This window comes from Steroidobacter agaridevorans, from assembly GCF_009932555.1.
Taxonomy (GTDB): Bacteria; Pseudomonadota; Gammaproteobacteria; order Steroidobacterales; family Steroidobacteraceae; genus Steroidobacter; species Steroidobacter agaridevorans.
In genome coordinates this window covers 266,217-291,097 of the sequence record NZ_BLJO01000001.1, presented here as the reverse complement: position 1 = coordinate 291,097, position 24,881 = coordinate 266,217, and the positions used below count along the sequence as shown (strand labels likewise).

General features: G+C 63.1%; 23 protein-coding genes. 13 read left to right on the top strand and 10 right to left on the bottom strand.

Annotated features, from left to right (window positions below; translation table 11 throughout):
- Nucleotides 1–15: 15 nt before the first annotated feature.
- Genes GYH35_RS01320 through GYH35_RS01305 form a run of 4 tightly spaced genes read right to left on the bottom strand, consistent with a single transcriptional unit; the run spans nt 16 to nt 4,020 of the window.
- The gene (locus tag GYH35_RS01320) at nt 16–1,167 is read right to left on the bottom strand and encodes a 2-hydroxyacyl-CoA dehydratase family protein (protein WP_161827470.1); all 1,152 of its coding nucleotides are present in this window, start codon (nt 1,165–1,167) and stop codon (nt 16–18) included.
- On the bottom strand, nt 1,164–2,456 hold the full coding sequence (locus GYH35_RS01315) for a TRAP transporter large permease (RefSeq protein ID WP_161813956.1): 1,293 nt from the start codon (nt 2,454–2,456) through the stop codon (nt 1,164–1,166). The genes GYH35_RS01320 and GYH35_RS01315 overlap by 4 nt, the downstream gene beginning before the upstream one ends.
- Nucleotides 2,453–2,938: a TRAP transporter small permease gene (locus tag GYH35_RS01310; RefSeq protein WP_161827469.1), complete on the bottom strand. Its 486-nt coding sequence runs from the start codon at nt 2,936–2,938 to the stop codon at nt 2,453–2,455. Before GYH35_RS01310 ends, GYH35_RS01315 begins: the two co-directional genes overlap by 4 nt.
- Complete coding sequence (locus tag GYH35_RS01305) at nt 2,926–4,020, bottom strand: CapA family protein (RefSeq protein ID WP_161827468.1); 1,095 nt, start codon at nt 4,018–4,020, stop codon at nt 2,926–2,928. The genes GYH35_RS01310 and GYH35_RS01305 overlap by 13 nt, the downstream gene beginning before the upstream one ends.
- A 110-nt stretch (nt 4,021–4,130) precedes the next feature.
- On the opposite strand from GYH35_RS01305, the gene GYH35_RS01300 reads away from it, so the two are divergent.
- Nucleotides 4,131–4,832 carry a GntR family transcriptional regulator gene (locus GYH35_RS01300; RefSeq protein ID WP_161813959.1) on the top strand — a complete coding sequence of 234 codons (702 nt, stop codon included), beginning with the start codon at nt 4,131–4,133 and terminating at the stop codon, nt 4,830–4,832.
- Between the two features lie 2 nt (nt 4,833–4,834).
- Here the strand turns inward: GYH35_RS01300 and GYH35_RS01295 are convergent, their stop codons facing one another.
- The 6 genes from GYH35_RS01295 to GYH35_RS01270 form a co-directional block, all read right to left on the bottom strand.
- Nucleotides 4,835–6,652 carry a CocE/NonD family hydrolase gene (locus tag GYH35_RS01295; protein ID WP_161827467.1) on the bottom strand — a complete coding sequence of 606 codons (1,818 nt, stop codon included), beginning with the start codon at nt 6,650–6,652 and terminating at the stop codon, nt 4,835–4,837.
- A 2-nt stretch (nt 6,653–6,654) separates the two neighbouring features.
- The gene (locus tag GYH35_RS01290) at nt 6,655–9,327 is read right to left on the bottom strand and encodes a TonB-dependent receptor domain-containing protein (RefSeq protein ID WP_161827466.1); all 2,673 of its coding nucleotides are present in this window, start codon (nt 9,325–9,327) and stop codon (nt 6,655–6,657) included.
- A 211-nt stretch (nt 9,328–9,538) separates the two neighbouring features.
- On the bottom strand, nt 9,539–10,024 hold the full coding sequence (locus GYH35_RS01285; RefSeq protein ID WP_161813962.1) for a DUF6644 family protein: 486 nt from the start codon (nt 10,022–10,024) through the stop codon (nt 9,539–9,541).
- Nucleotides 10,025–10,037: 13 nt separating this feature from the next.
- The gene (locus GYH35_RS01280; protein WP_161813963.1) at nt 10,038–10,538 is read right to left on the bottom strand and encodes a DUF6644 family protein; all 501 of its coding nucleotides are present in this window, start codon (nt 10,536–10,538) and stop codon (nt 10,038–10,040) included.
- Nucleotides 10,539–10,548: 10 nt separating this feature from the next.
- Nucleotides 10,549–10,770, bottom strand: coding sequence for a hypothetical protein (locus tag GYH35_RS01275; protein WP_161827465.1), 222 nt, complete (start codon nt 10,768–10,770; stop codon nt 10,549–10,551).
- Entirely contained in the window at nt 10,751–12,079 is a 1,329-nt protein-coding gene (locus GYH35_RS01270; RefSeq protein WP_161813965.1) for a helix-turn-helix domain-containing protein, read from the bottom strand. Before GYH35_RS01270 ends, GYH35_RS01275 begins: the two co-directional genes overlap by 20 nt.
- A gap of 143 nt (nt 12,080–12,222) precedes the next feature.
- On the opposite strand from GYH35_RS01270, the gene GYH35_RS01265 reads away from it, so the two are divergent.
- The 12 genes from GYH35_RS01265 to GYH35_RS01210 all read left to right on the top strand — a co-directional run bounded on the left by GYH35_RS01265 (nt 12,223) and on the right by GYH35_RS01210 (nt 24,879).
- Nucleotides 12,223–13,104 carry a hypothetical protein gene (locus GYH35_RS01265; protein ID WP_161813966.1) on the top strand — a complete coding sequence of 294 codons (882 nt, stop codon included), beginning with the start codon at nt 12,223–12,225 and terminating at the stop codon, nt 13,102–13,104.
- Between the two features lie 25 nt (nt 13,105–13,129).
- Nucleotides 13,130–14,188, top strand: a complete 1,059-nt coding sequence (locus tag GYH35_RS01260) for an MBL fold metallo-hydrolase (protein ID WP_161813967.1) — start codon at nt 13,130–13,132, stop codon at nt 14,186–14,188.
- A gap of 19 nt (nt 14,189–14,207) precedes the next feature.
- Nucleotides 14,208–15,023 (top strand): hypothetical protein, encoded by an 816-nt coding sequence (locus GYH35_RS01255; protein ID WP_161827464.1) that lies wholly within the window; start codon nt 14,208–14,210, stop codon nt 15,021–15,023.
- A gap of 190 nt (nt 15,024–15,213) precedes the next feature.
- Nucleotides 15,214–17,799: a TonB-dependent receptor domain-containing protein gene (locus GYH35_RS01250; RefSeq protein WP_161827463.1), complete on the top strand. Its 2,586-nt coding sequence runs from the start codon at nt 15,214–15,216 to the stop codon at nt 17,797–17,799.
- Between the two features lie 38 nt (nt 17,800–17,837).
- The gene (locus GYH35_RS01245; protein ID WP_407700184.1) at nt 17,838–18,923 is read left to right on the top strand and encodes a maleylacetate reductase; all 1,086 of its coding nucleotides are present in this window, start codon (nt 17,838–17,840) and stop codon (nt 18,921–18,923) included.
- Nucleotides 18,920–19,759, top strand: a complete 840-nt coding sequence (locus GYH35_RS01240; protein ID WP_161827461.1) for a dioxygenase family protein — start codon at nt 18,920–18,922, stop codon at nt 19,757–19,759. The genes GYH35_RS01245 and GYH35_RS01240 overlap by 4 nt, the downstream gene beginning before the upstream one ends.
- Nucleotides 19,760–19,763: 4 nt before the next feature.
- Nucleotides 19,764–19,991 (top strand): YegP family protein, encoded by a 228-nt coding sequence (locus GYH35_RS01235; protein WP_202624013.1) that lies wholly within the window; start codon nt 19,764–19,766, stop codon nt 19,989–19,991.
- 86 nt (nt 19,992–20,077) lie between these two features.
- Complete coding sequence (locus GYH35_RS01230; protein WP_161813972.1) at nt 20,078–20,710, top strand: RNA polymerase sigma factor; 633 nt, start codon at nt 20,078–20,080, stop codon at nt 20,708–20,710.
- Complete coding sequence (locus tag GYH35_RS01225) at nt 20,707–21,765, top strand: FecR family protein (protein ID WP_161813973.1); 1,059 nt, start codon at nt 20,707–20,709, stop codon at nt 21,763–21,765. Before GYH35_RS01230 ends, GYH35_RS01225 begins: the two co-directional genes overlap by 4 nt.
- Nucleotides 21,762–22,259, top strand: a complete 498-nt coding sequence (locus tag GYH35_RS01220; RefSeq protein WP_161827460.1) for a cupin domain-containing protein — start codon at nt 21,762–21,764, stop codon at nt 22,257–22,259. The genes GYH35_RS01225 and GYH35_RS01220 overlap by 4 nt, the downstream gene beginning before the upstream one ends.
- A gap of 10 nt (nt 22,260–22,269) precedes the next feature.
- Complete coding sequence (locus GYH35_RS01215; RefSeq protein WP_161827459.1) at nt 22,270–23,265, top strand: hydroxyquinol 1,2-dioxygenase; 996 nt, start codon at nt 22,270–22,272, stop codon at nt 23,263–23,265.
- A 150-nt stretch (nt 23,266–23,415) separates the two neighbouring features.
- Nucleotides 23,416–24,879 (top strand): aldehyde dehydrogenase family protein, encoded by a 1,464-nt coding sequence (locus GYH35_RS01210; protein ID WP_161827955.1) that lies wholly within the window; start codon nt 23,416–23,418, stop codon nt 24,877–24,879.
- Nucleotides 24,880–24,881: the final 2 nt, after the last annotated feature.

The following is a 24,881-nucleotide window of genomic DNA, read 5'->3' as shown; positions in this document are numbered from 1 at the left end:
GTTCGTGCTGCGATCTCATCGAGCCTCCAGCGTGCGACGGAACTGCGCGATCTCAGTGAGCGCTTCAGCGCTGAGCGTCTCAGGCTGCGAGGTCAGCATGAGCGTCGGTAACGACGCCTCACGCAGCGCGCGCTCAATGCGAGGTGCTTCCCAGGCCAAGCCGGTGTCGGTGGCGAGCATCCAAACGATGACGCCGTCAGCCCGCAGGGCTCGGGCGGTTTGGACGATGTCGGCCGGGGATTGCAGCAGCGTGCTGATCGCGTTTGTTTGCTCGTAGCAGCGGCGTGCAATGAGTTCGAGCGGCGATGACGAATCCCGGCCAGGGGCCAAGCTGCCGGTCGGCGCGCTCCCGGCAGAGAGTCTCGACGGTGAGCCATTGCCTTGATTGGCGTGCAAGGAGAGGGAGGCTACCGAGCAGGCGTCATTGATCTCGCCAACGACGACGGTGCCAGCCACTTCAATCGCTGCGTGGACGTGATCGTCGAACGGCACGCTGCCGACCAGCAACACTCGCTTGGACGGCCCGACAGTCGCGGGGCTTGCAAGCCACTCCCGCATCGATCGATCGAACTCTTCAGACCAATCTGTACGCGCACCCCGCACGATTCGATATGCCACAGATCCCAGCGGCACATCGTCTGCGGTTCGCAGCTGCGCAAGCTGACTCAGTAGCACCTGTCGAGCAACAACCTGCTCGATCGCCGCGCTCAGCCTCGACTCATCCACACCCACAGCAGACGCCAACGCCTGCGTGGACTCAATCGTGTGCGCCACACTCGATCCACGATGAATTCGAGCGAGGTCGTAGAGCAGAGGCCGTGGCCCTTTGCACTCACCCATGCGCTGCAGCTCACAAAGGTAGTAGTACAACCTTTGAGCGTTGTCATCGCTCCGGGAGAAGATCACGGCGTCCAGGCAATCCAGATCTCCCGCAAGCCACCGATCCGCCATCACACGGCTCTGCGCGGAAAAGCTGCTCTCGAGAAAGCGATCAGCCAATGTCGTGTCGCCCGAGTGCGGAAGCGCACTCAACTGCACTGGCACCGCGCCGGCGGCAAGAATCAGTTCGACCGGAACATCCCACCCCAAATAGCCAATCGCGCGCTGCGACCGTGCCGCCTGCATGGGATCGCCTGAGCTGCGATTCAACAACGTCAACAAACTCATTGGTTCAACCACCCTGGCAGCGCCAACGCCATCGCCGGCAAGGCGATCAACAGCGACAGATGTAACAAGTCGGCCGCCAGGAACGGCACGACGCCCTTGAAAATGCGGATCAGCGGCACGTCCTTGGCGATGCCTTGAATCACATACAGGTTGATGCCGATCGGCGGATGGACGAAACCGATCTCCATCGTGCGCACCAGGTAGATGCCAAACCAGATCGGCGACAGGCCGAGATCGGTCACGATGGGCAGCAGGATGGGCGTGGTCAGCAGCATCAGCGCCAGACCGTCGAGCACCGAGCCAAGCAGCAATAGCAAAACGGTCATGATGATGATGGCCGTCAGCGTGCCGCCGGGTAGTCCTTCCATGAAATCGGCGACCTGTTCGGCAAGACCGGTGTAGCTCATGAACACGGCGAAGATCAGCGCGCCGATGATGACGACATAGATCATTCCCGTCGTGCGCAGCGTCTGCGCCAGCGCCTCGCGCAACGAGTCGCGATTCAACTTGCGACGCCAGGCGCAGAGAAGCAACGCACCCGTCGCGCCTACGGAGGCCGCTTCGGTCGGCGTGAACCAACCAAAAGCAATGCCGCCGAGCACGACCAAAATCAACGCGCCGAGATCGAGGATGCGGAACAGCGCCGCACGCCGCTCAGTCCACGGAGCGCGGGCCGTGGCAGGTCCAATCGACGGCCGCCACCGACACAGCAACACAATGGTGATGATGTAGAACAGCGCCTGCGACAGGCCGGGAATGATGGCGGCCGTGAACAGCTTTCCAATGGACTGCTCGGCGAGAATGCCGAACACGATCAAGGCGCCCGACGGAGGAATGATCGAACCGAGCGTGCCGCCGGCAGCGATCGATCCGGTCGCGAGCGCATCGGAGTAACCGCGTTTGCGCATCTCGGGCAGACCGATCAATCCAATGGTGGCCGCGGTCGCGAGGCTCGAACCACTGATTGCACCGAAGCCTGCGCAACCCGCCACCGACGCAATGGCGAGACCTCCGCGACGGTGTCCGACCATTCGTGCGGCCGCTTCGAAGAAGTCACGACTGGCGCCCGCGGCAAAACAAAGGTGGGCCATGAACAGGAACAGCGGCAGCACGCCCAACTCGTAGCGGGTGATTGTTTCGAACAGCACGACACCCGACTTGATGATGGCGGGCTCGGGGCCGAGCAGCAGCATCAGACCGACCATGCCGACCACGCCCATCGAGATGCCGATAGGAACTCCGAGCGTCAGCAGGACCAGCAGGGCGATGACGCCGAGGAGGCCGTTCATGCACGCACCCGAAGCGAGCGCCACATATCGCGCAGGAACACCAGTACGATGGCGATGGCCGCGACCAGCGACACGATGCGAAGCGGACGGAAAGGAATATGCAGCAGCTCGCTTTGCTCGTAGTCGTGCCACGATTCGGCCGCGAGCCACAGCACGCCCGCCGCCAGCCCAACGAAGAACAGCGCCGACAGCAGATTGGCGAAGGCGTGCAGATAGCTGCGTGTTCGATCGCCGACACGAGCTGTGAGCAACGTGACAGTCGCATGCCCCTTGTTCAACGTCGCCGAAAGCATCGCCGCCGAAGCCATCAGCAGAATGCACGCCTGGATGATTTCCAGCGCACCCAGCAAGGGAATGCCCGCATGACGCCCAAGCACGGCGAGCGCTTCGACCGCCATCGCGAGCATCAGGCCACCGGCGCCGATATAGAACAAAGGCCCGCGGGTCTGGCCGCTGTTGTCGCGTTCGATCAATTCAGCCACACGCCCTCACTTGTGATTTGCATGGTCAGCGGCGGCAGACCGGCTTCGATACCGATGGTCTGTATGTAATCGGCGATGCGCTGAGCGGCCTCTGGCGCAAGGCGCGGCCGGCCCGGTGGATCGACATGCACGGGAATGAATCCGACACGGATCTTGCCCGCCGCGTCGATGCGCATCCGACCCAACAGCGCGTTGACGGCCTCCGGATGAAACGGTGCGAGCACATACGCTGGATCGGGCTCGAAGCCGAACAACTCCTTGCGTTTGCGAGCCCAGGCAGCACGCTCTGGCGAGGCTTGATCGGGGCTCAGCGCGCGAGTGACGACGCATCCGTTGCCGAGACCGTGGAAGATGGGCACGCCGCGATGAAACTCTATCCCGCGCACGATGTGAGCGTGATGACCGATGACGACATCGCAACCGGCTTCGACGGCCGCGTGGGCGAGGGGACGTTCGTAGGGAGCGAGCCTGGCTCGTGTATGCACGATGCCTTTGTGAAAGGCGACGACGACGAAATCCGCCAGCGCCTTGGCGTTCCTGATGTCTTCGGCGAGGGTGACGAACGATGCCGGGTCGATACGCTCGAGCGCCGCTGCCGGTCGAATCGGACCGCCATCGGCGGGCTCGACCCGAATGTATGAACAGCCGGCATGAGAGGGGCCGGCCCACCCGCTCTCCGGGCCGACACAGTTGTAACTCAGGACCGCGATGCGTTTGCCGCCGCGATAAGCGATCGCAGGTTTGCGAGCCTCAATGAGGTTTGCGCCGGCGCCGGTGTACGCAATGTCCGCGTGGGCCAGACCGCGAATCGTATCGGCAATGCCGATTTCACCCAGATCTGCGATGTGATTACCGGCCAGCGTCACGATCCCGACTCCTGCTCGCGCCAGTGCCGGAAGATGAGTCGGATCGGCGCCGGGGGCGGGCACATCGTCGCGGCTCGCAGCGATGTGAGTTGTATGCGGGACTTCCAGATGCCCGATGGTCAGATCCGCGCTGCGCAGCGCTGGCGCAATGCCTCCCAGCCAGTGATCGGGCTGGGGCTCATCGAGAATCAGATCGCCGGTGAAGATCAGCTCCATGACGCGATCAGTCCCGGTTGATTGTTGACCAAAACATCGATCATATTGTCGCCAGGACCGCCGTCGCGGTCACCAGGATTGATGCCGCGCCGTCGCGGCCATGAGCCCGCATGCCAGCCAAGACTGACAATCGCACTGTGACCAAAGCACGCGCCGCTGCACGGACCGAGCCGCTGAGCGTGAGCGACATCGTGGAGTGGATTCGCGAACGGATTCGCCGGGGCACCTTCGTGCCGGGCCAGCGTCTGGTCGAGGCAGACATCATGCGCGAGCAGCCGACCGCAACGCGTACTCGCGTGCGAGAGGCATTGCAACGGTTGTCGAGCGAAGGGCTGGTGACCATCGAAGAATTCCGGGGCGCGTCAGTGAAGCGCTTCACGCACGACGACCTGCGTCAGATGTATCGGGCGCGCATGGCGCTCGAAGGCATGGCGGCGGCGGACTTCGCGGCGGCGGACAAGCCGGAGCTGAAGCGGAAGCTGCAGAAGATCCAGTCCGAGTTGAACGAAATCGAGCACACCATCGATCACGAGCGCTTCGCGCGCCTCAACGACGAGTGGCATCAGCTGATCATCGAAGGCTCGGGCAACGAGTTCATCCGCATGTTTCTGGAGCGGCTGCGCATTCCCATCTATCGGCTGTTGATCACGACCTTCTACAGCGCCCGGCGCATCGACAACGCCAACGCCGGTCATCGCAAGATCACCGACGCCATCGCCCATGGCCGGGCCAAGGATGCGGAGCGGCTGATGCGCGAGCATATCGCCGAGGGTCTGGAAACGTTGGCCGCGATGGACCTGGACCTCAAGTAGCCTCACTCGCCGCGCACCTCGGCAGTGAATGCACCGACGATGGGCAGCGTCAGCTGTGACGCATGCTCCCGGTCGTGATGGATCGTGAGCGTCGGCGCTGGATCGAACTGCACATTGCGTGAACGCTGACGCGGATCCGCGCCCGCGACCGTCAAGCGCACGCGATGGCCAGCCTTGATGAACGTGGAGGTCGGCAACAGATCCAATCGTAGCCGCGCAGGCTTGCCGGGAACCAGAGGCTCGGCATCGCCTCGTTCGCCGCGGTGATAGGGCAGACCCATGAAGTTGCGATAGGGCGCGGGCTGCTCGCCGCGATGGGAGGCTCGCAGGCGCCCATGAGTCACGATGGACGCCGTGCCGTCCGGCGCCACATCTTCCAGATAGACGAAAACGTCGGCGTCATTGGTGGTCGATGAGAGCCACAGGTCGACGATGGGATGACCGGCGATGTGCGCGTCGGCGGTGAGTGGCGGCGTTGTGTAGCCCAAGCCATGGTTATCGACGCCACAAGGCCACATCAGGAAGTACAGGTCGGGCTTGCCGGTGCACTTGGGATCGTAGTTGACCACGAACTTGTCTGCGGCGGTCGCGGTGCTGTCGAGCTTACCCGTCAGCTGACCCGCCACGCCAGGCGACGCCGCGCCGCCGAAGTGCAATGTTTGGTTACGCGCGTTCGCCAGGGGCCACCTATCCGTGCTGCTCCATTCCTTGCCCCTGGGTGCATTGACGGTTCGGTAATAGATCGGCGCCTCGCGCTGCCAGCCGTTATCGACCTTCTTCAGGAAATGATCGAAGAAGCGCAGGAACTCGGTCGCCATGGGAAAGTCGCCGACCTCGCAATGGCCCCATTCACCCATCCACAGTTTGCGCGGGTTGTTGAGATTGTTATAGGCGAGCGTCGCTTCGAAGCTGCCTTCGTCCAGCCAATTGCCCCAGATGAAGATGCCAACGCCGGAGCGCTCGATCTCTTTGGCGTAGGTGGCGACGCTGGATTCGCGCCAGAACGGCACGTTGAGCAGCGGCGAAACATCGTCGCGATAGCGCATGCCCGCCCACAGCTCCGCCATCGGCGTGCCCTTGGTGTGCTCGGCGATTGCCGCCGCTGCTTGCTTGCCGTCGGCATCGGATTGTACCGGCACGACGCCTTGTCCGTAGTCCTGACCGGGATTCTCCGGGCGAGTGTTGAACTGCGCCGTGATGCCGCCGCGGCTGACGAATCCATACTTGTCGAAATCGGTGCAGCCCGGTGCGATGGCTTTCAAGTGCGGCGCCATCATCGTGGCTGCGTGCCAGGTCGTGCCGCCTAGATAGGAACATCCGGCGACGCCGATCGCACCCGTGCTCCACGGCTGCGAGGCAAACCATTCGGTCATCTCGTAAGCATCGCGAGCTTCGCTGCGATCCTGGAATCCGCGACGAGCACCGAAGGACGCGCCCCGTCCGCGAGTATCGACGGCCGCGACCACATAGCCGTGGTTCAGCAACGGCATGAGGTTCAAGCGCTCGAGAGGATTGACCAGAGTGCCCTTGGAGTCGGTGTAGGCGCGTCGATACGGCGTGTGAATCCAGACGACCGGAAACTTCTCATCGACCGCACGGCCATTCACGGCCGGACGATAGATATCGACAGCGAGCTTCACGCCATCCGACATCGCGACGTACTGAGACGTCTTCTGCCATTCGTTGAAACGAGCTTCCGAATAGCCGCGATAAACACCGGGCCGCGACTCCTTGGCCTCGCTCGCGTGAAGCGGATGAAAGGGCAGCAGCAATACGCCCGCTGCCCAGATGACTCGAAACGTTGACTGGGTCGCTCGCATGATCACCAGCGCTTTGTGAGCACGAAGGAAACAAACCGGCCGAGCGGCGAGACGTTCTGGTTGTCCCACGACACGATGCCGTTCAACACCACCGGCGGATCCTCATCGAGCAGGTTCTGGCCGTTGACCGACAGGCTCACGCCGCTGAGCGCGCCGCGTTCCTCGCCGAAGTCATAGACGATCGAGGCATCGACGGTCTTGTAGCTGTCGACCTCGACATTGGGCGTGATCGCCGTGTTGCGATAGCTGTCGACGTAGTTGAGATACGCGTTCGCCGACCAGCCATTCAATCGCCAGCCTACCGATGCGCGTGCTCGCAGGTCGACGGGATTGCTGTACGTGTCGAGCACATCGACGTAGGGCAGGCCCGGCGCGATGGAACGAGTCAGGTCGAGGATCTTCGCGGCATCGAAGCCCATGCGCCAGTCGCCGAACGAGGTGTTGAAGCTGTAGCCGAGGTTCAGATCGATGCCTTGCTGCTTCATGCTGCCGAGATTCGCGCGGCGGCCGTCGATGATGGCATTGATATTGGAAACGGGTTCGGCCGGGCTCTGCAGGTCCGGATTGCTCAGGAAGGACTGCACCAGCGCATTGAAGGCGGCGGTGGCCGTGGCATCGCTCGCGGGTGGCCGGCGAATGACATAGGGACCGTACACCGACGCATTCGTGAGCGCCGTGTTCAGCACGACGTCGATGCGGTCGGTGTAGTCCACGTCGTAGTAGGTGAGCGATGCCGTGAGGCCCTGTAGCGCGCCCATCGGAGCCCAGTCCAGACCCACGGACCAGGTCGTCGCTTCTTCGGGTTTCAACGAAGCGCGTCCGCCGTTGTGATAGATGCCGCGAGTGACACCAGTGCCGCTGGCGGGATCGGTCAGCGTCTGAATGAAAATGTTGTGGATCTGCTCGCTGGTGTCGACGAGCGATGGCGCGCGGAACGATGTGCCGTAAGTGGCTCGTGCCGTCAGGGACGAAATGGGTCGCCAGATCACGCCAACCTTCGGATCGGTGGTCGAGCCGAAGTCGGAATACTCCTCGCGACGCCCCGCCACCGACACGCTCAAGCTGTGAATGCCCGGAATCGACTGCTCCTCGCTCACCACGGGCACGAACACTTCGCCGAAGAACGAGGTGTTGTGACGACGATTCAGGATGTTCTTGGTCGTGACTGCGCCGGACGCGAGCACGTTGTTGGCGTCGAGCCGCTGACTGAACTCGTTGTCGTGCCGCTCCATACCCACGGCCACTCGCACATCGCCGCCTGGCAGCGAGAACAATGGACCATCGGCCTTCAACGCCAGATCGCGTGCTTCGCTCGTGGCGTGAGTGTCGCGATTGGCAATGATCAGATCGACCAGCGCCGGATTGTTGGTGACGTTGAATGTGCCGTCGCCAAAGGGATTGAACGCGGTCGCCGGGTTGTTGCTCGCCAACGCTGCGGTCAAGGCGGCACCGTTGGTGATCGCGCCACGACGCTGGAAGCCGCGATTCTTGCTGAGATTCGCGTAGCCTTCGATGCGCCAGTCGGCGCCCAGATCGTAGCCCGCGCCGATTGCGTTCTGCTGGGCATTCTCGTAACCCGACAGACGGGGATCGGCATCTTCGGCGAGGAAGCGATACTCGACGTTGACGAACGCCGGCGGGGCGATGCCCGCGGGAGCGACGAAGAACGCATTCGTGTTCGGCACACGCAACTGTCCCGAGGCGGGCGCGACGCGCTCATCGAACTCGCGCTCGGAGAGCCAGCCTTGATACCAGACGTCCAGCCTGCCGAATGCCTGACGCGCATCCAGGAAGAAGCTGTCGCGTTCCTGATTCGGCAGCAGATCGGCGAACGAGCCTTCGTCGAATCGGTTCGGCGCGCCTGCGGTCAGTTGCGCCGGATCGAGGCCGGTGCCCGGGCCGGCCGGCAGCGGGTAACGGGTCGTGCCGATCACGATATTGCCTGGTGAGGCGAGGCCCGGCCGTGCGTCCGAGCCGCCACGTGCGCGACGATCGTTGGATGCGAAGTCGCGATCGGCGCCCGACAGATTGTCACGCTCGTTGTGCTCGTACGCCGCGAACACGCTGCCCGTGTCCCAGGTGAAGCCGAAGTTCTGGCTGATGATCTTCTGACTGGTGCCATCGGCGACGCCGTAGCGGGCCATCGTTTCGGCGCCCTCGAAGTCGTTGCGAGTGATGATGTTGACGACGCCGGCGACGGCGTCGGAGCCGTAGATGGCCGAGGCGCCGTCGACCACGACTTCCAAACGCTCGATTGCGGCCGATGCGATGACGTTGGGATCGTAGAGCGACTTGATGACGCCGGCGGGCGCGAGACGCCGGCCGTTGATGAGGAGCAGCGTCGCTTCGTTGCCGATGCCGCGCAGATTGATGCCCGAGACCCGCGTGGCATTCGCAGCGCCGTCCTGCGCACCGCCGAGTCGGCTTTCATCGGCGCCGAGATTCAGCACCTGGGGAAGGGCGCGGGCGAGATCGCTGCTGGTTGCGAGGCCCGTGGCGACGAGCTCTTCGCGATCCATCGCGATTACCGGTGCGCCGGCACTCGCCACGCCACGAATGCTCGTGCCCGTCACGACCACCTGCTCCACGACCTGTTCGGTGTCCGCCTCCTGTGCCGCTGCGGTTGTCACCGCGACCAGTGCACAGGCGCCGAATAAAGCTGGACGTCGTCGCATGGATCCCCCCTTGCTGACCGAGTCATGCCCGGCTCGTGCCGGACTGTTTATGGTGTGCCCGGCAGACTAGGAAGTGCCGATGAAATTGTCAACAATTTGGCAGATGAAACCTCGACATCAAGTTATTGTTTCATGGGATAAAAATCGCGTATGCCGGGCAACGCTTCTGCTTATGAAAGCCCGGGCGGGAAGATCTGCCGGGGCGGGCGGGCTAGACGAAGCCGATCCAGCGGCCGCAGATCACGACGCCGATCCATAACAGCATCGACATGCCGCCGGCGGCTTTGGCGAGTGCCGGCGTGGTGTCAGGCGTTTGCCATTCGGACATATCGTGGGCGATGAGGTGATGGAACGCGAACATGTTCACGCCGGCGAGCAGGATCAGCACCAGCTTGATCTGGAAGAACACGTTGTCCCAATAGGAGACCGCGTTCGAGATGAACAGCAGCGCGCCTGATATCACGGCGACGATGAACGCGCCCCAGGTCATCGGCAGCGCATTGCTGGCGAGTTGCGCGACGCCGCGCTTCTTCGAGGCGAGCCCGATCAGTCGCAGATCGACGATCAGGATGAAGCCGACGACCAGCACCAGCGCGAGCACGTGAATCGATTCGATCCAGGGAAACAGCACGCCTTCCTCGCGGATCGCCGTGGCCAGCCGCGTGTTTTCGATCATCATGAGTGTGTCTTCGAGCATGGGTGCGGTCCGGTCAGAAGGGCTCGACGTAAGCGATCCAACGACCGCAGAACACGATGGCGACCCAGATGATGAGGGAGGCGATGGCGATGCCTGTCGAGAGCTGGCGTCGCCGAGCGAGGTCATCCCACCAGGATGGATCGCGTCGCAGGGGACGGGCGTAAGCCAAGGTGATGACGATACCGGTGAGCAGCAGCCCCATCTTCCAATAGAACGCCGGATTGCGCAGCGAGCGCGCCGGCTCGGCGATGATCAGCACGGCGCCGGTGGCGAGCAGCACGGGCAGGGCGAGCCATAGCGCTGGCAGAAATCGGTCGGCGATATCGACGCGGGTTTGATCGCGGGCCAGTACGCCGATCGATCGCAGATGGATCATGAGCAATGCCGACATGGCGATGGCAATCGCCAGGATGTGAATGCTCTGCGCCGCAGGCACGATCCACAACACTTCCTGAAACAAATGGCTGACCGGCGTGTCGCCGAGCCAGGTGCAGAAATTCGTCAGTGACGGCAAGAGCGCTTCCTCAACGGGGTGCCGCGGTCCGGTCCGAGACAGCAGCACTGATATCACCAACAAATGCTCGGTATATGGACAGGCGCGCGCGCACGCGCAGCGCCGGCGAGCGCGCATAGTTCAGCGACGGCAGGCTCGCCGTGTGGCGCTCGATGTGCAGCAAGGTGCGGACATGGTGCGCCGGCGTAGAGCCAGTTGAGCCCTTGGGTGCTTCAATGACTGCGATCATCATTGAGATCCGCCAGGAAGAAGTTGCTTTCGGTCGCAGCTGGAGTGTTCGAGGGATGGCGCTCCGTGCTGCCGAGCGCGGCGCTGAAAAGTAATCGGCCGCTGAGATTGGAGCGGTTCAGCCCCGCGACTTCATACAACGCTTCGAACGATTCGCCTTGCGTCGAGCGGGCGAGCTCGGCGAGCGGCCACGCGCGCGTGAGTGCTTGCGCTGTTTCCATCACGGCGACATCGCGCGTTCCGGCGATGATCACGAAGCGATTGCCGGTCGGGCCGGGAAAGCTGGCGAAGAAGCCATAGTCACGATACATCGTGCCCGCTTCTGGCAATTGCCCGGCCTGGCTGACGTAGCGCTGGCCGGTGCGTTTGTCGATGAGCTCGTCGAAGGACGCGCCCACGCTCAGGCGGGAGTGCTGGAACGCCAGCTCTTGCAGCTGACGCATGCCGCTGATGTAACCGATATAAATGACGTGTGCCGTCCGCAGCATGTCGGTCGTGAGCTCGGACGCGAGCACGACCTGCACGCGGTGTTGCGGCTGACCGGGAGCGGCCAGCGTCGTGAGCACGTCACGCATCGCGAATGCCGTTGAGGTCGGCAGATAAGCGAGTTCCAGATCTTCGTAGCGGCCGTTCAGCCGCGGATCGGATTGCAGTTGTTCTTCGAGCTCGCGGGCCGAGTTGATCGAGAACTCGCGCACCATGCGCTTCACCGCCCCGGAGCGGGGATCGGTCTCGCCGAAGATGTAGTAGTCGCCGACGACCACGACAATGGGCCGGTCGTCATCCAGCAGCTTGGCCCAGACGGGATTGCCACGAACAGTGTCCAGCTCGCTGGCAGGCGCGCCCGGGCGCAAGTTGAAGCCGAGCAGACCTGCACACAACAGTAAGAAACATCCCGCCGCGGCAGCCAGTGCGCTTCGCACACGGAACCGGCTGCGTTGCTCAACGCGTGGTGGCGTCGGTTGGTCCGTGATCTTTGCCGCCGGCGCGTCGACGCCTTCAATGACGATCCGATATTCACCCTTGGGCAGCACCAAACGCGCTACGTCGTCGCGTCCGGCCTGCGCATGAAACTCTTCGAGCTTGCGCCGTAACTTGTGGACGTACACCCGAACGGTCGAGTCCTGGGCGACGGCGAACGATTCGTCCTTGCCGAACACATCGATGGCGATCTCGATTTCCTTCGGCGGGGTGCCGGCGATGGAGCGCTCGAGCAGATAATCGAACAGCCGGCTGAGCATGCCGGGTTTGCCAAGGAGGCCAGTGGCGCGAAAGCGCTCGGCCAGCTGCTGGATGTCTTCGGGCAAGATCATGGGGGCGAGTTTGTCGTTCTCTCAACGCATCTAACGTTGCGCAAGACTCTTTTAGACATTTTTGGCGCGGACATTAAATGTCGACAGCGCGCCGCCGCCTGCGTTTCAACCGCAAGACACGACGACACTGGGATGCTGATCCTATGCAGAGAAGAATCGCGGGGGGACTGCTGGCGCTGGCGTTGATCGCCGGGCCGGCGTCGGCGGAGCTCGACCTCACCGGAGCCTGGGGTCAGAAGATGCACGAGGACCGGCTCGACCGCGGCGGCGGCCCGGACATCGGCGACTTCACCGCTTTGCCGATCAACGATGCGGCGTTGTTGCGCGCCCAGACCTGGGACGCGAACAAATGGTCGGTGCCCGAACATCAATGCGCGCCCCATCCCGCGGACTACGGTCCGCACGGCCCGGCGCACATCCGCATCTGGACCACGACCGATCCGAACTCATTCAAGGTCGTCGCCTATCACATCATGCTGGGCTGGATGAACCCGGTGCGCACCATCTGGCTCGATGGCCGTCCGCATCCGTCGCCGAACGCGCCGCATACCTGGGAGGGTTTCTCCACCGGGGTGTGGGACGGCGATACGCTCGTCGTGAAGACGACCCACTTGAAGGAAGGCTGGATTCGCCGCAACGGCATTCCGCGCAGTGCGAACGGAAAACTCACCGAGTTTCTGATCCGCCACGACAACGTGCTGACGTGGGTCAGCGCCGTCGAAGATCCGGTGTATCTCACCGAACCCTACGTGCGCAGTTGGAATTGGGTGCTCGCGCCAGGCTTGTGGATCAATCCATACACCTGCGCCGCGCGTGTGGAAGTGGAGCGTCCGCAAGGCTTCGTTGCGCACTGGCTGCCTCCCGGCATGAATCCCATGCTCAAGGAGTTCAGCGACAAGACCGGCTTCCCGACGCAGGTCACCAACGGCGGCGCGAACCAGCTGTATCCGGAATATCAGCTGGAGCTGAAGAAACTGTTGCCGGCGCAGCTGCCCCAGTGGGGCGAGCCGGCGAGCCCTTTCTGACCGCGACTAGACCACGGAGCGCATTGTGAGTTGTAACACTAAGCCCGCATCGGCGGTCGGACTGTGCCGCCTGGCCGCGACGGTGATGTTGTCGGTTGGTTTGTTTGGATCGCCTGCACACGCGCAGAAGGCGCGCGCGACGAAGAACGCGAAGAGCGCGCAGCCCGCGGAATTCGCCGGCGAGCTCGACGTGATGCATGTGAAAGGCAACGTGTATCTGATCGGTGCGGCCGGCGGCGGCGCGCACTCGGTGTTTCAGATCGGGCCCGACGGTGTGGTCGTCGTCGATACGCAAACGCCTGCGACCAGTGCGAAGCTGATCGCGGCGATCCGCAAAGTGACGCCGGAGCCGATCCGGATCATCTTGAACACCAGCTCGCTGCCGGATCACACCGGCGGCAATGTGCCGGTCACGAAGGTCGGCAAGTTCATTGGCGATCGCGGCGAGATCAATGTGGCCTCGATCAAGGGACACGAAGGCGTGCTCAATCGCATGAGCGGCGTGCTCGGCACCACGACCAGCCCCGAAGAAGCGTGGCCGACCGATGTTTATTACACCGGCACCATGGACCTGCACATGAACGGCGAGCCGGTGATTCTGATTCATCACCCCGCGGCCGCGACCGATGGCGACAGCGTCGTGTTCTTCCGCGGCTCCGATGTGGTCGTTGCGGGCGAGATCTTCACCCCCGACAGCTATCCCGTCATCAAGCCGGAGGAGCGGGGCGGCAGCCTGCAGGGCACGATCGACGCATTGAATCGCATCATCGATCTCGCGGTGCCGGTGATGAACGCGCAAGGCGGCACGTTGGTCGTGCCCGCCTACGGCGCGATCGCCGATGAGTACAGCGTGGTCATCTATCGCGACATGCTCACGATCGTCCGTGACCGCATCGCCGACCTGGTCAAACGCGGCATGACGCTCGATCAGGTGAAGGCCGCGCGGCCCACGCTCGATTACGACGGCATCTATGGCACCGCCCCGCGCGGCTGGACCACCAACCAGTTCGTCGAAGCCGTGTATCGCGAGCTGAGTGCGACGGTGGACAAATCCAGCCCCGATCACGCGACCGCGTCGCCCTGACATGACTACGGAGATTGCTATGAGCTCGATGCCGATTCGCGGCACTGGTTGGATGGTCATGGGCGTGCTGTCGCTGGCGTTGGCGATGCCGACTGGCGATGCGTTCTCGCAGAATCGAAACCGAGGATCGGGGGCGGCAGGTGCGCCGGGTCAGCCCGCGCCACCGAAGTCCGCACGTGAGGCGGCGCCGTTCGATCTCACCGGTTATTGGGTTTCCGTGGTGACCGAGGATTGGCTGGAGCGCATGACCATGCCGCCGAAGAACTTCATCGGCAGCTTGCCCGTCAACGAGGCGGCTCGTAAGGCCGCGGCTTCGTTCGATCTCGCGGCCGACAAAGCAGCCGGGCAGGAATGTCGGCCGCACGGCGCTGCCGCCAACATCCGCTCGCCGGGTCGCTTGCACATCTCTTGGCAGAATGACGACACGCTGCAGATCGATTTCTCGGCGGGCACGCAGACCCGAACGATTCCGTTCAAGCCGGCCGCGCCGCCCAGCGCGGAGTTGACCTGGCAGGGGCAGTCGGTCGGCAGCTGGAACGAAGCGGTTCATCTCCGACAGTTCGCGGCCCCCGCCCGGACGGGGCGGCCGGCATTGCGCGTGATGACGAAGCAAATGAAGCCCGGCTATTTGCAGAAGAACGGCATGCCCTATAGCGAGCAGGCGGTCATGACCGAGTTCTTCGATCGCTTCGAGCTCAACGGCACGCCGTGGATCGTGGTCACGACGCAGATCGACGATCCGCAGTTCCTGCGCGAGCCGCTGATCTGGAGCACGCAGTTCCGCAAGGAGCCGGACGGCTCGAAGTGGCGGCCGACGGCTTGCGGCGAGACTTGATCGGTCCAGCAACGGTGCAGGGTTTGGAGGGTTCTGTTGCCCGATTAATGAGTGTATGTTGTGGCTCGAGCCGCCGCTGACGATTGCACGCGACTTTGCATAAGCAACGCAGACGCCGGCCCTAACGTCGGGGGATACGTTGCGTCGAGGCGATCGGTCACGTCACGGGACGGCCGGCGGCGCAGGGAGCGTGCGCGCGCTGGCAGCCGTGATGCTGCTGGCTGTGAGTTCTGTTGGGTTTCCTGACAGCGCCGGCAAGCTGCGCTTCGACATTCCATCGCAAAGTCTCGACGACGCCTTGCGCGAATTCTCGCGCCAGGCCAAACAGCATTTGCTGTATCCATCGGACGTCATTGGCGCCGATCTGCGACGTGGCCTGCGCGGCTATTACACCGTCGAAGAAGGGCTCGCTCAACTGCTCGATCAGACGGATCTGGAGTTCGTGGTCGACGGTCATGGCAGCGTCGCGATTCGCCGGCGCACGCGAGCGGTGAAGGCAGAACAACCGACGCTCGTATCCGCGACGGCAGACGCGCACGATCCCGTTGCCGAGGACATCTGGCGCAGCGTGTCGATTGCGGAAGTGATCGTGACAGCTCGCCGGCGTCAGGAGAGCCTGCAACAGGTGCCGTTGGCGGTCACATCCATCGATGCCGATGAGATCGAAGCGCGCGGCATCCAGAGCACCGAAGACCTGAACGCTCGCGCCCCCGGGGTCGCCGTGAATGGCGGCAACTTTTTCGGTCGAACCAGTGGCGCATTTCGCGTTCGCGGTGTGCCGGGTGTTGCCGTGTATGTAGACGGCGTCGTTCGCAGCGGCTCGGCCGGATTGTTGATGAATGTGGTGGAGATCGAGCGTCTCGAAGTGCTGCGCGGTCCGCAAGGAACGACGTTCGGTAAGAACGCCATCGGCGGCGCCATTCAATACGTCACCCGCAAGCCGCGCGAAGAGCAGGGGCTGCGCATCAAGGCGACGACGGGCTCGGCGAATCGAACGGATCTGCTCGTCGATATGGACTTGCCGCTCAGCGAGACTCTGCTGAGCAAGTTCACCGCGGCGACGCTGAATCGTGACGGCTACGTCGACAGCATCGATGGCGACTTCTCCTTCGGCGACCAGCGGGATCGGGTGCTGCGCGCGGATTTGCTGTGGCGACCGAACGAAGCTTTCAACGCCTTGCTGATCGGCGAGTACGCCGTTCAAAAAAGCAATGGCACGCCCGGCGTCACCTGGCAGCTCAATCCGGTGTGCCCTGGGGATCAACTGCCACGCAACTTCGTCGGGCCGGTGCCGAACAGCACATGCATCTACGAGGCCGTCGGTATGCCCATCGATCCTGCGTGGCTTTATGGCGCGTCCGAGCAGTGGAAGTCCGCGGCGAATCGGCCCATTCGTCAGAACAGTCTAGTGTCCAGCGGCGCCACGCTCGAACTGAACTGGGACGTGAACGAGCGGCTGCACGCGAAGTCGATCAGCGGCTATCGAGAGATCGATTCGTATGTGGGCCATGACTTCGACGGCACGCCGTATCACTTGTATCAAGCGTTCTCCGCTGCCGATCGTCAGGAGCTCAGCGAGGAATTGCAGCTGCTCTATAACGGCGAGCGGCTCACCGGCACGAGCGGCATCTACTACTACGCGGACCGCAACTGGTCGCGTCGGCAGAACTGGGTCGCGAACGAGCTGCGCTTCGACCCCTATCTCAGTGCGCGTCAGGCGTTGGGCGATCAGTACGCGGCGTACGATCCGATGATCATCGATTCATTGACCGAGGCGCGCAGCGAAGGCTGGGCCGCCTTCGCCGAATGGACGGCGCGGCTCACGGGGAAACTGTCCGTCAGCGTGGGCGCTCGCTACACGCAGGATGACATCACGCAAAATTACTATCGCCCGCGTCAGCCGCTGGCCGAGGAGTGCTGTACGCCGACGCGCTCGCTGCGTCCGAACGGTCCGAAGCTCGAGGACAATTCTGGAAGCGCGACGTTCGATGAAGTGTCGCCGCGCATCTCGATTCAGTATCGATGGTCGCCGGATTTGATGACGTACTTCACCCGCGCGTCCGGCTTCAGCGCCGGCGGTTTCAGCGGCGGCAACGTGCCGTTTCTGCCGAATGGCGGATTCCTGCCGTTCGGGCCGGAAACGCTGATCTCGAACGAGATCGGCATCCGCGCCGATCTGCTCGATCGTCGGCTGCGCCTCAATGCCACGTTGTTCGATGGGGAATACGACGACGTGCAGATCACGGAGGAGTTGCAGGAGGCGCCTGGATTTCCCGTCACCACGAATGCCGGCGAGGGACGCATTCGCGGTCTGGAGCTGGAAGGGGCATGGAACATCACCAAGCAGCTCACGTTGCAATATGGCGCGAGCTGGCTGCACACCGAATTCACCGAAGTGGGGCGCGCGAAGAATCTGGAGCTCGGGTCCGAGTTCGCCTATGCGCCCGAGTTCGCCTATTCGATTGGCGCGCAATATGACTGGAGCTTGCCGGCCGGCAGCGCCCTGAGCGCGCGCTTCGATTACGGCTGGCAGGATCGGGTGTTCACGCAGTCGGATATCAACACACGATCCCGGCAGCGCGCCTACGGCGTCGGCAATGCTCGACTGTCCTATCGGGACGCGCGCAATCGCTGGGAAGTCTCACTGTTCGGCAGCAATCTGTTCAACGAGTTCTATCGCATCAACGGCTTCTTCCTGCCCGCCGATCAAATCGACACCGGCACGCCGGGACGGCCGCGCGAGTGGGGGCTCTCGGTGCGTTATGCCACCAACTGAATTGTCGACGCTCGCTGCCCTGCAAAGTATTAGCTTCGGTGGAGCGTCAGCTGGAGGGTCGAGTGCCACCCTTTGTATTTGAAATCGCACGTCTCAGAGTGGTCTCGGGCAGGGGCAGTCGAGCGCGTGTTGGCGAAGAGGCTACGGTGCTCGATCGCCGACGGCTGCTCATCATCGTCAGCCCCAGTCATGCAGAGACTGCCGCGCAGGTCGCCGCGTCGCTGGGTGATCGTTGTGTTGGCATTTACGACAAGGTCGTTCAGCACGTGCCCGCTGCCGTGGCCGCCGCCGGCGTTGCTCACGCACGCAGTGTCGAAGCGGACGGTTGTGTCGCAATTGGCGGCGGATCGGCCATTGGGCTGGCGAAAGCCATCGCGCTCGACACGGGATTGCCCATCATTGCCGTGCCCACCACGTATTCTGGCTCGGAGATGACGGCGGTGTGGGGCATCACGACCGATGGCGTGAAGCGCACGGGCAAGGACGAAAGAGTTCTGCCGCGCTCGGTCGTCTATGACGCCGGGTTGACCGCGACGTTACCGCCGAAGATCGCCGGGCCGAGCGGACTGAATGCGCTGGCCCATCTCGTCGAAGGCTTGTACGCGCAGAACGCCAATCCAATGATGTCGACGCTCGCGCAGGAAGGCGTTCGCGCCATCGCGCGTGCATTGCCCAGGGTCTGTGCGAATCCGGCCGACCTGGATGCGCAGGAAGAAATGCTCTACGGCGCTTGCCTTGCCGGCATTCTGCTCGGCTCGACCGGCATGTCCTTGCATCACAAGCTGTGTCACACGCTGGGCGGAACGTTCAACACGCCTCACGCCGAAACGCATGCTGTCGTGCTTCCGTATGCCACAGCCTTCAATTTGCCTGCCGCGACGGATGCTCGTCATCGCTTGACGGTCGCGTTGGGCACCGAGGCGATTGCCAGCACCATTCATGCCTTGGGCGGCGCCGTCGGCGCGCCGCGCTCGCTGCGTGAGCTGGGACTCAGTCGTGAAGATCTGGATCGTGCCGCCGAGATCGCGACGCGCACGCCTTATTTCAATCCGCGTCCGGTTACGCGCGATGCCATCCGGCAGTTGCTCGAGGACGCCTACCACGGGGTCGTGCCCAGCCCATGACTCAATTCAATTCAAATCAGCTTCTGCTCGATCAAGTCATCGCCGCTTACAGCCGGACGGATAACGAACGCTGGAACACAGTGATCGAGAGTCTGTTGCGTCACCTGCACGGCTTCGCCAATGAAGTCGAGCTGCGTCCGGAGGAGTGGTGGATGGCCATTGATTTTCTGACGCGCACCGGTCAATCGTGCGTCGGGCCGCGGCAGGAGTTCATTCTCTTGTCGGATGCGCTCGGGCTGAGCTCGGCGGTCGACAATCTCAACAACGCGACGATGGGTGGCGCGACCGAGTCCGCTGTCACCGGTCCGTTCTATGCGCCCCATTCGCCGCACATCGAGAACGGCGGCAGCATTGCACTCGCGGGCGAGGGCGAGACGGTGTTGATTCGCGGCCGGGTGCTCGCAACCGATGGCAAGCCCATCGCGGGCGCCGAGCTGGACATCTGGCATACCTCGCCGAATCAGCTGTACGCAGTTCAGGACAAGAACCAGCCGGAGATGAATTTCCGCGGCAAGCTGCGAACGACCGCGGACGGTGGCTTTGCGTTCCGGACGATCAAGCCGATTGCCTATCCAGTGCCGGTGGACGGGCCCGTCGGTCAGCTGTTGGGCAAGGCAGGGCGGCATCCGATGCGCCCGGCGCACATTCATTTCATCGTCAGCGCCGAGGGCTATCGGTCTGTCACGACGCAGCTCTTCACCCGGGGCGATGAGTACATCGGCTCGGATGCGGTGTTCGGCGTCAAAGACTCGCTGCTCATCGATTATCAGCGCAACACCGACCGCTCGTTGGCGGTGGACTGGCTGCTCGAGCACGATTTCGTGCTGGCTGGGTAGCCTCATGTCGCACGATCAGGAGGTCTTCGAACCGATGCTGGCCGGCGGCCCGACCGGCCAACCGACTTACTTCGTGTACGAGGATGGCGGTCAGCGGTGGCGCTGGTTCCTGCTGGATGCCCAGCGGCGCAAGATCGCCAACTCCGGGCGGGGCTATCGAAGCCGCGCGGACTGCCTGGCGAGCATCGATCTGGTGCGCCTGTCGGCCGATGCCGGTCTGCGCGAGCCGTAGATTTGGAAAAAATTGTCGGCACGGGACCGTCCGCTACGTATGTACCGATGTCCGCGTCGAAATACGGGTCCTGAACGTACCGTCCAATGAGTTTTGCCAAGGTCAAGCTGCAGCTGGTGCGCGCCATCAAGCCCCAGGCGAACGAGCCGGGCGGGGCGCCCATCGCGGGACCCGAGGCCGATGCCGAGGCCGCGGCGATGACCGACGCCGAGCGGGCCGCGCTGGTCGAACGGCTCTTCAGTCATCACCGGACCGCTTTGCTCCAGTACCTCACGCGGCTGCTGTCCAACAGCGATGACGCCGAGGAGGTGCTGCAGGAAACCTACATCCGGCTGTTGCGGGTCGAGCATCTGGATCATCTGGACGACCAGGTGCGCCGGTTCCTGTTCAAGATTGCCACCAACCTGGCGCGAGACCGCTTTCGCCAGCGCAAGTCGCGCTCGTACGCGACGCACATTCCCTACGAGCTGGTGGATCTGGTCGGCGAACAGGAGTCGCCCGACGAGATCATCGATTGGGATCACGGCATGCAGGTCGTGAAGCAGGTGCTGCTGGATCTACCGCCGCGGCACCGGCAAGTGTTCCTGCTGCACGTCACACAAAATATGAGTTATCGGACGATCAGTCGTCATCTGGGGGTCAGCACAAAAACAGTGGAGCGCGATATCGCCATGGTGTTGGAACTATGTCAGAGCCGATTGAGGACGACGGAGCGATGAGCGACCGCGGCCTCAAAACCAATAGCTCATCGGACATCCGCGCGGTGGAAGCCGCCGCGGCCCGTTGGTTCGTCCGGCTGCACGATCATCCGGTCAGCCGCGAGACCGAAGCTGAATTCGATGCCTGGCTCGACCAGGCCGCCGAGCATCGCGAGTGTTACATGCGATGCGAGCTGGTGATGGCGATGGGGCGCGGCCTGGCCACCGAGGCCGAATTGCAGGCCGATATCGATTTCGTTGCGGCGATTGCCGCCCGCGAGGCGGCCGCTCAGGAACGTTCACGTCGTTTCCGGGAAAAGCGCTCGATCTGGTTCAGCGCCGCGGCGACGGTGCTCCTGATGGTCGCGACCGGTGCGTATTTCTTCACGCACCACGTCGAGACGCAGATCTATCAGACGCAGGTGGGCGAGCAGCGTCGCGTCGTGCTGGCCGATCACTCGACCGTCACGTTGAACACCGACACGGTGCTGACCGTGAAGCTCTCCGACCAATCGCGCCGGATCGAGATGCAGCGGGGCGAAGCCTTCTTTTCTGTCGCACATGACACCTCGCGTCCGTTTGAGGTGATAGCGGCGGGTGGATTGGTGCGCGCCGTGGGGACCGAGTTCGGTGTTCAGATGAAACGCGATGGCGTGACGGTATCGGTGCTCGAAGGCGCGGTCGTGGTGCTGCCCAAAGCGTCCGATCCGGTCGCGGGTGTGCCGCATCTGACCGCCAACATGGCGGTGAGCTATCGCGGCGGCGGCGGGATCGGCGAGGTGCAAGCGGCTGACGTCAGGCGCATCACCGCGTGGCGCGAAGGCAAGCTGGTGTTCGACCAGGTGCCGTTGGCCGATGCCATCGCCGAGTTCAACCGCTACTCGCCTCGGAAGGTGCAGGTGAGCTCCGCGAGCGTCGGCAGCCGGCCCGTGAGCGGGGTGCTGCAGATCGGCGATATGAGCTCGTTGCGCTTCCTGCTGCAGGAGTCGCTGGGCCTGAAACTGATCGATCAGGGCGACACGCTGCTGCTGCAGGCCGCACCGGAAAGCAACGAAACAGGGGATGCCAGACGATGACTGCGGAATTTCAAACGGTATTTGGTTCGCTGCAGGACTACGCCAAGGGCGAGCTGGAGATCATCAACGACAGCCCGAAGAACTACGCGTTCTCGAACGTCTTTGACGTTGCCGCGCGCTCGGCTGCGTATGAAAAGGTGGTGGTGGCGATCAACCTGGGCTACGTGCTCGAGACGCTGCGGGCCGAAGGCACATCGCCCTGGTTCGCGGCCTCGCATGACGAGTTCGCGATCGTGATGGACGGCGAGGTGGAGGTGGAGCTGGTGAAGCTCGATGCTCCGGCGGGGCCGCCCTCGAAGAAGGGCGCCATCCTGCTGCCTGGCAATCCGGCCGGACGACGGATGGGACACGTCAAGTGCAAGCGTGGCCACCAGGTGTTGCTGCCGCAGGGCGCGGCTTACCGCTTCAAGGCGGCGCGCCCCGGCGTGATTCTGCTGCAGACCATCGAAGGCGAGCTGTCGAAGCAGAAGTGGCGAGAGATTTGTTACACCTGAGGGCGAGAGAATGAGTGCATTGGACGTGGTGGCGTCACCCGCGAGCAACGAAACCGGCTATCGCAGTTTTCAGCTCGGCAGCTTCTCGTTCAGCCGCGACGAATATTTCGTGCGCGTCGGCTGGGAGGCGAACGGCCAGCAGCTCTCCCACAAGATGTCGGCCGATGCGTTCCTCCGCGCCGTCATGCGCGACGTCGCTTGGGGCTTCTTCTACGGCTGGGTGAATTTCGATGCGATGATCGGTACGCGCAATCTCTACGGCAAAGTGGAGTTCTACGCCGGCACCTACAACCCGGCGTACAAAGAGCGCGGGCTCGATCACATGGAGACGTTCGATTCGCGCCAGATCATGGCGACCTTCAAGGCCATGCTGGATGACTGGACCAACGAAGGCTTCGATCCATTCGCCGCGCCGGATGAGACGAGCAAGAGCTGGCTCGGCAAGAAGCGCGGTAACAATCGCGGCGCGATCGAGCGTGAGCGTCAGGCCTGCAAGCGCATGCCAGGCTTGCCGGGCGATGCCGAGCTGCGCACCGATGCGAATGGCTATCCGGTGAATCGCGCGTTCGCCGATGTTTCTCAGGAAGAGCCGGAGATTCACGCCGAGCCTGGGTTCGAGAACGAGCTGCATGCGTTCAGCTTGTTCGCTTATCTGTCGCGCTCCGATGTGACCTGGAATCCTTCGGTGTCCTCCGTGCTCGAGCGCAGCTTGTGCTGCCCGACGACCGAGGAATACATCCTGCCGATCAAGCACGGCAACGATCGCGTCGAATGGTTCATCCAGCTGAGCGATGAGCTGGAATGGCAGATCGAGGACAAGAACACCGGTGCGCCGCGCGCCAAGGTGATCATGAAGGCCGGCGATGTCGCGGCCATGCCGGCGGACATCCGTCATCAAGGCTTCTCCAAGAAGCGCTCCATGCTGCTGGTGTGGGAGAACGCCACGCCCGAGCTGCCGCAGCTGTACGAGAGCGGCAAGCTGAAGCCGTACCCGGTCGAGTTCTAGACCGGAGGCCCTTCAGCCGCAGCTCTGTTCCGAGCCGTACGGCGATTGAGGGCTTCCGACTCCGATTGTTTTCCGAATCGAAGCACGACACACCGTTGCCGCTGGTGGCAACGGCAACGGGGCGCTATTGCCCACGAGTTGACCATGACAATGCAGACCAAACTGTACATCGGTGGCGAATTCGTCGACGCGCTCGATGGCGCGACCCTGGACGTCATCAATCCCTTCGACGGCTCGGTGATCGCGAGCGTCGCGGAGGCCAAGGCCGCTGACGTGGATAGAGCGGTCGCGGCGGCGACGAAGGCGTTTCCAGCGTGGCGCGCAACGCCGGCCATGCAACGCGGCCGCTTGCTCGGCAAACTTGCCGATGCGATCGAAGCGCACGCGGAGGAACTCGCGGAACTTGAATCGATCGACACCGGGCATCCGATTCGCGACACCAAAGGCCTCGACGTGCCGCGCACGGCCGTGACGTTTCGTTACTTCGCGGGCATGGCCGACAAACACCAAGGCAGCGTGGTGCCGGTCGAAGCCGGTTTCCTGAATTACGTGCAGCGTGAGCCGGTCGGCGTCGTCGGGCAGATCGTGCCCTGGAATTTCCCGCTGATGTTCACCAGCTGGAAGATGGGGCCGGCGCTCGCGGCGGGCAACACGGTCGTCTTGAAGCCGGCGGAGATCACACCGTTGTCGACGTTGAAGATCGCGCAGCTCATGGCGGAGGTTGGTTTCCCGCCGGGCGTGGTCAACATCATTCCCGGCTTCGGTCACACCGCCGGTCAGCATCTGGCCGAGCATCCGGGAGTGCAGAAGATCGCATTCACTGGCTCGACGGCTGTCGGTCGTCGCATCGTGCAGGCGTCGGCCGGCAATCTGAAGCGCGTGCAGCTGGAGCTGGGCGGCAAGGGCGCGAACATCGTGTTCGCCGATGCGAACCTGCCGGCGGCCATCAATGGCAGCGCCTTCGCGATCTTCCACAATCAAGGGCAGGCATGTATCGCGGGCTCGCGACTGCTGCTGCAGGAAGACATCGCGGCGCCGTTCCTCGAAGGCTTCGTCAAGCTGGCCAAGTCCATCAAGCTCGGCAACCCCTTGGATTCCACGACCGAGATGGGGCCGCTCACCTCGCAGAAACAACAGCAGAGCGTGCTCACTTACTGCGAAGTGGCCAAACAGCAGGGCGCTGAAGTCATCACCGGCGGACGCAAGCCGGACGCAGCGGCATTGTCGAAAGGGTTCTTCGTCGAGCCCACGATTGTCAAAGCGCAGCCGAAGGATCGCGTGTGCCAGGAAGAAGTGTTCGGGCCGTTTGTTTCGGTCACTACGTTCAAGGACGAGGCCGAGGCGATCGCGATCGCCAACTCGACCGAGTATGGCCTCGGTGGCGGCTTGTGGACGACGAACCTGCAGCGGGCGCATCGCATGGCGGGCACGATGCGGGCGGGCATGGTCTGGATCAATAGTTACAAGCGCGTCAATCCCGGCTCGCCCTTCGGCGGCGTCGGCAGCTCCGGTTATGGACGGGAGATGGGCTTCGAAGCCATGCACGACTACACCGAAGCGAAGTCGGTGTGGGTCAATGTGGACGCGCAGATTCCTCCTCATTACCCGCGCTGAGC

Coding starts and splice junctions, on each gene's coding strand:
- GYH35_RS01215 (WP_161827459.1), top strand. CDS start 22,270: ATGAGTGCATTGGACGTGGTGGCGTCACCCGCGAGCAACGAAACCGGC.
- GYH35_RS01285 (WP_161813962.1), bottom strand. CDS start 10,024: ATGCTCGAAGACACACTCATGATGATCGAAAACACGCGGCTGGCCACG.
- GYH35_RS01300 (WP_161813959.1), top strand. CDS start 4,131: ATGCCAGCCAAGACTGACAATCGCACTGTGACCAAAGCACGCGCCGCT.
- GYH35_RS01255 (WP_161827464.1), top strand. CDS start 14,208: ATGAGCTCGATGCCGATTCGCGGCACTGGTTGGATGGTCATGGGCGTG.
- GYH35_RS01275 (WP_161827465.1), bottom strand. CDS start 10,770: ATGATGATCGCAGTCATTGAAGCACCCAAGGGCTCAACTGGCTCTACG.
- GYH35_RS01320 (WP_161827470.1), bottom strand. CDS start 1,167: ATGAGTTTGTTGACGTTGTTGAATCGCAGCTCAGGCGATCCCATGCAG.
- GYH35_RS01235 (WP_202624013.1), top strand. CDS start 19,764: ATGTCGCACGATCAGGAGGTCTTCGAACCGATGCTGGCCGGCGGCCCG.
- GYH35_RS01220 (WP_161827460.1), top strand. CDS start 21,762: ATGACTGCGGAATTTCAAACGGTATTTGGTTCGCTGCAGGACTACGCC.
- GYH35_RS01240 (WP_161827461.1), top strand. CDS start 18,920: ATGACTCAATTCAATTCAAATCAGCTTCTGCTCGATCAAGTCATCGCC.
- GYH35_RS01315 (WP_161813956.1), bottom strand. CDS start 2,456: ATGAACGGCCTCCTCGGCGTCATCGCCCTGCTGGTCCTGCTGACGCTC.
- GYH35_RS01265 (WP_161813966.1), top strand. CDS start 12,223: ATGCAGAGAAGAATCGCGGGGGGACTGCTGGCGCTGGCGTTGATCGCC.
- GYH35_RS01230 (WP_161813972.1), top strand. CDS start 20,078: ATGAGTTTTGCCAAGGTCAAGCTGCAGCTGGTGCGCGCCATCAAGCCC.
- GYH35_RS01290 (WP_161827466.1), bottom strand. CDS start 9,327: ATGCGACGACGTCCAGCTTTATTCGGCGCCTGTGCACTGGTCGCGGTG.
- GYH35_RS01225 (WP_161813973.1), top strand. CDS start 20,707: ATGAGCGACCGCGGCCTCAAAACCAATAGCTCATCGGACATCCGCGCG.
- GYH35_RS01305 (WP_161827468.1), bottom strand. CDS start 4,020: ATGGAGCTGATCTTCACCGGCGATCTGATTCTCGATGAGCCCCAGCCC.
- GYH35_RS01270 (WP_161813965.1), bottom strand. CDS start 12,079: ATGATCTTGCCCGAAGACATCCAGCAGCTGGCCGAGCGCTTTCGCGCC.
- GYH35_RS01295 (WP_161827467.1), bottom strand. CDS start 6,652: ATGCGAGCGACCCAGTCAACGTTTCGAGTCATCTGGGCAGCGGGCGTA.
- GYH35_RS01210 (WP_161827955.1), top strand. CDS start 23,416: ATGCAGACCAAACTGTACATCGGTGGCGAATTCGTCGACGCGCTCGAT.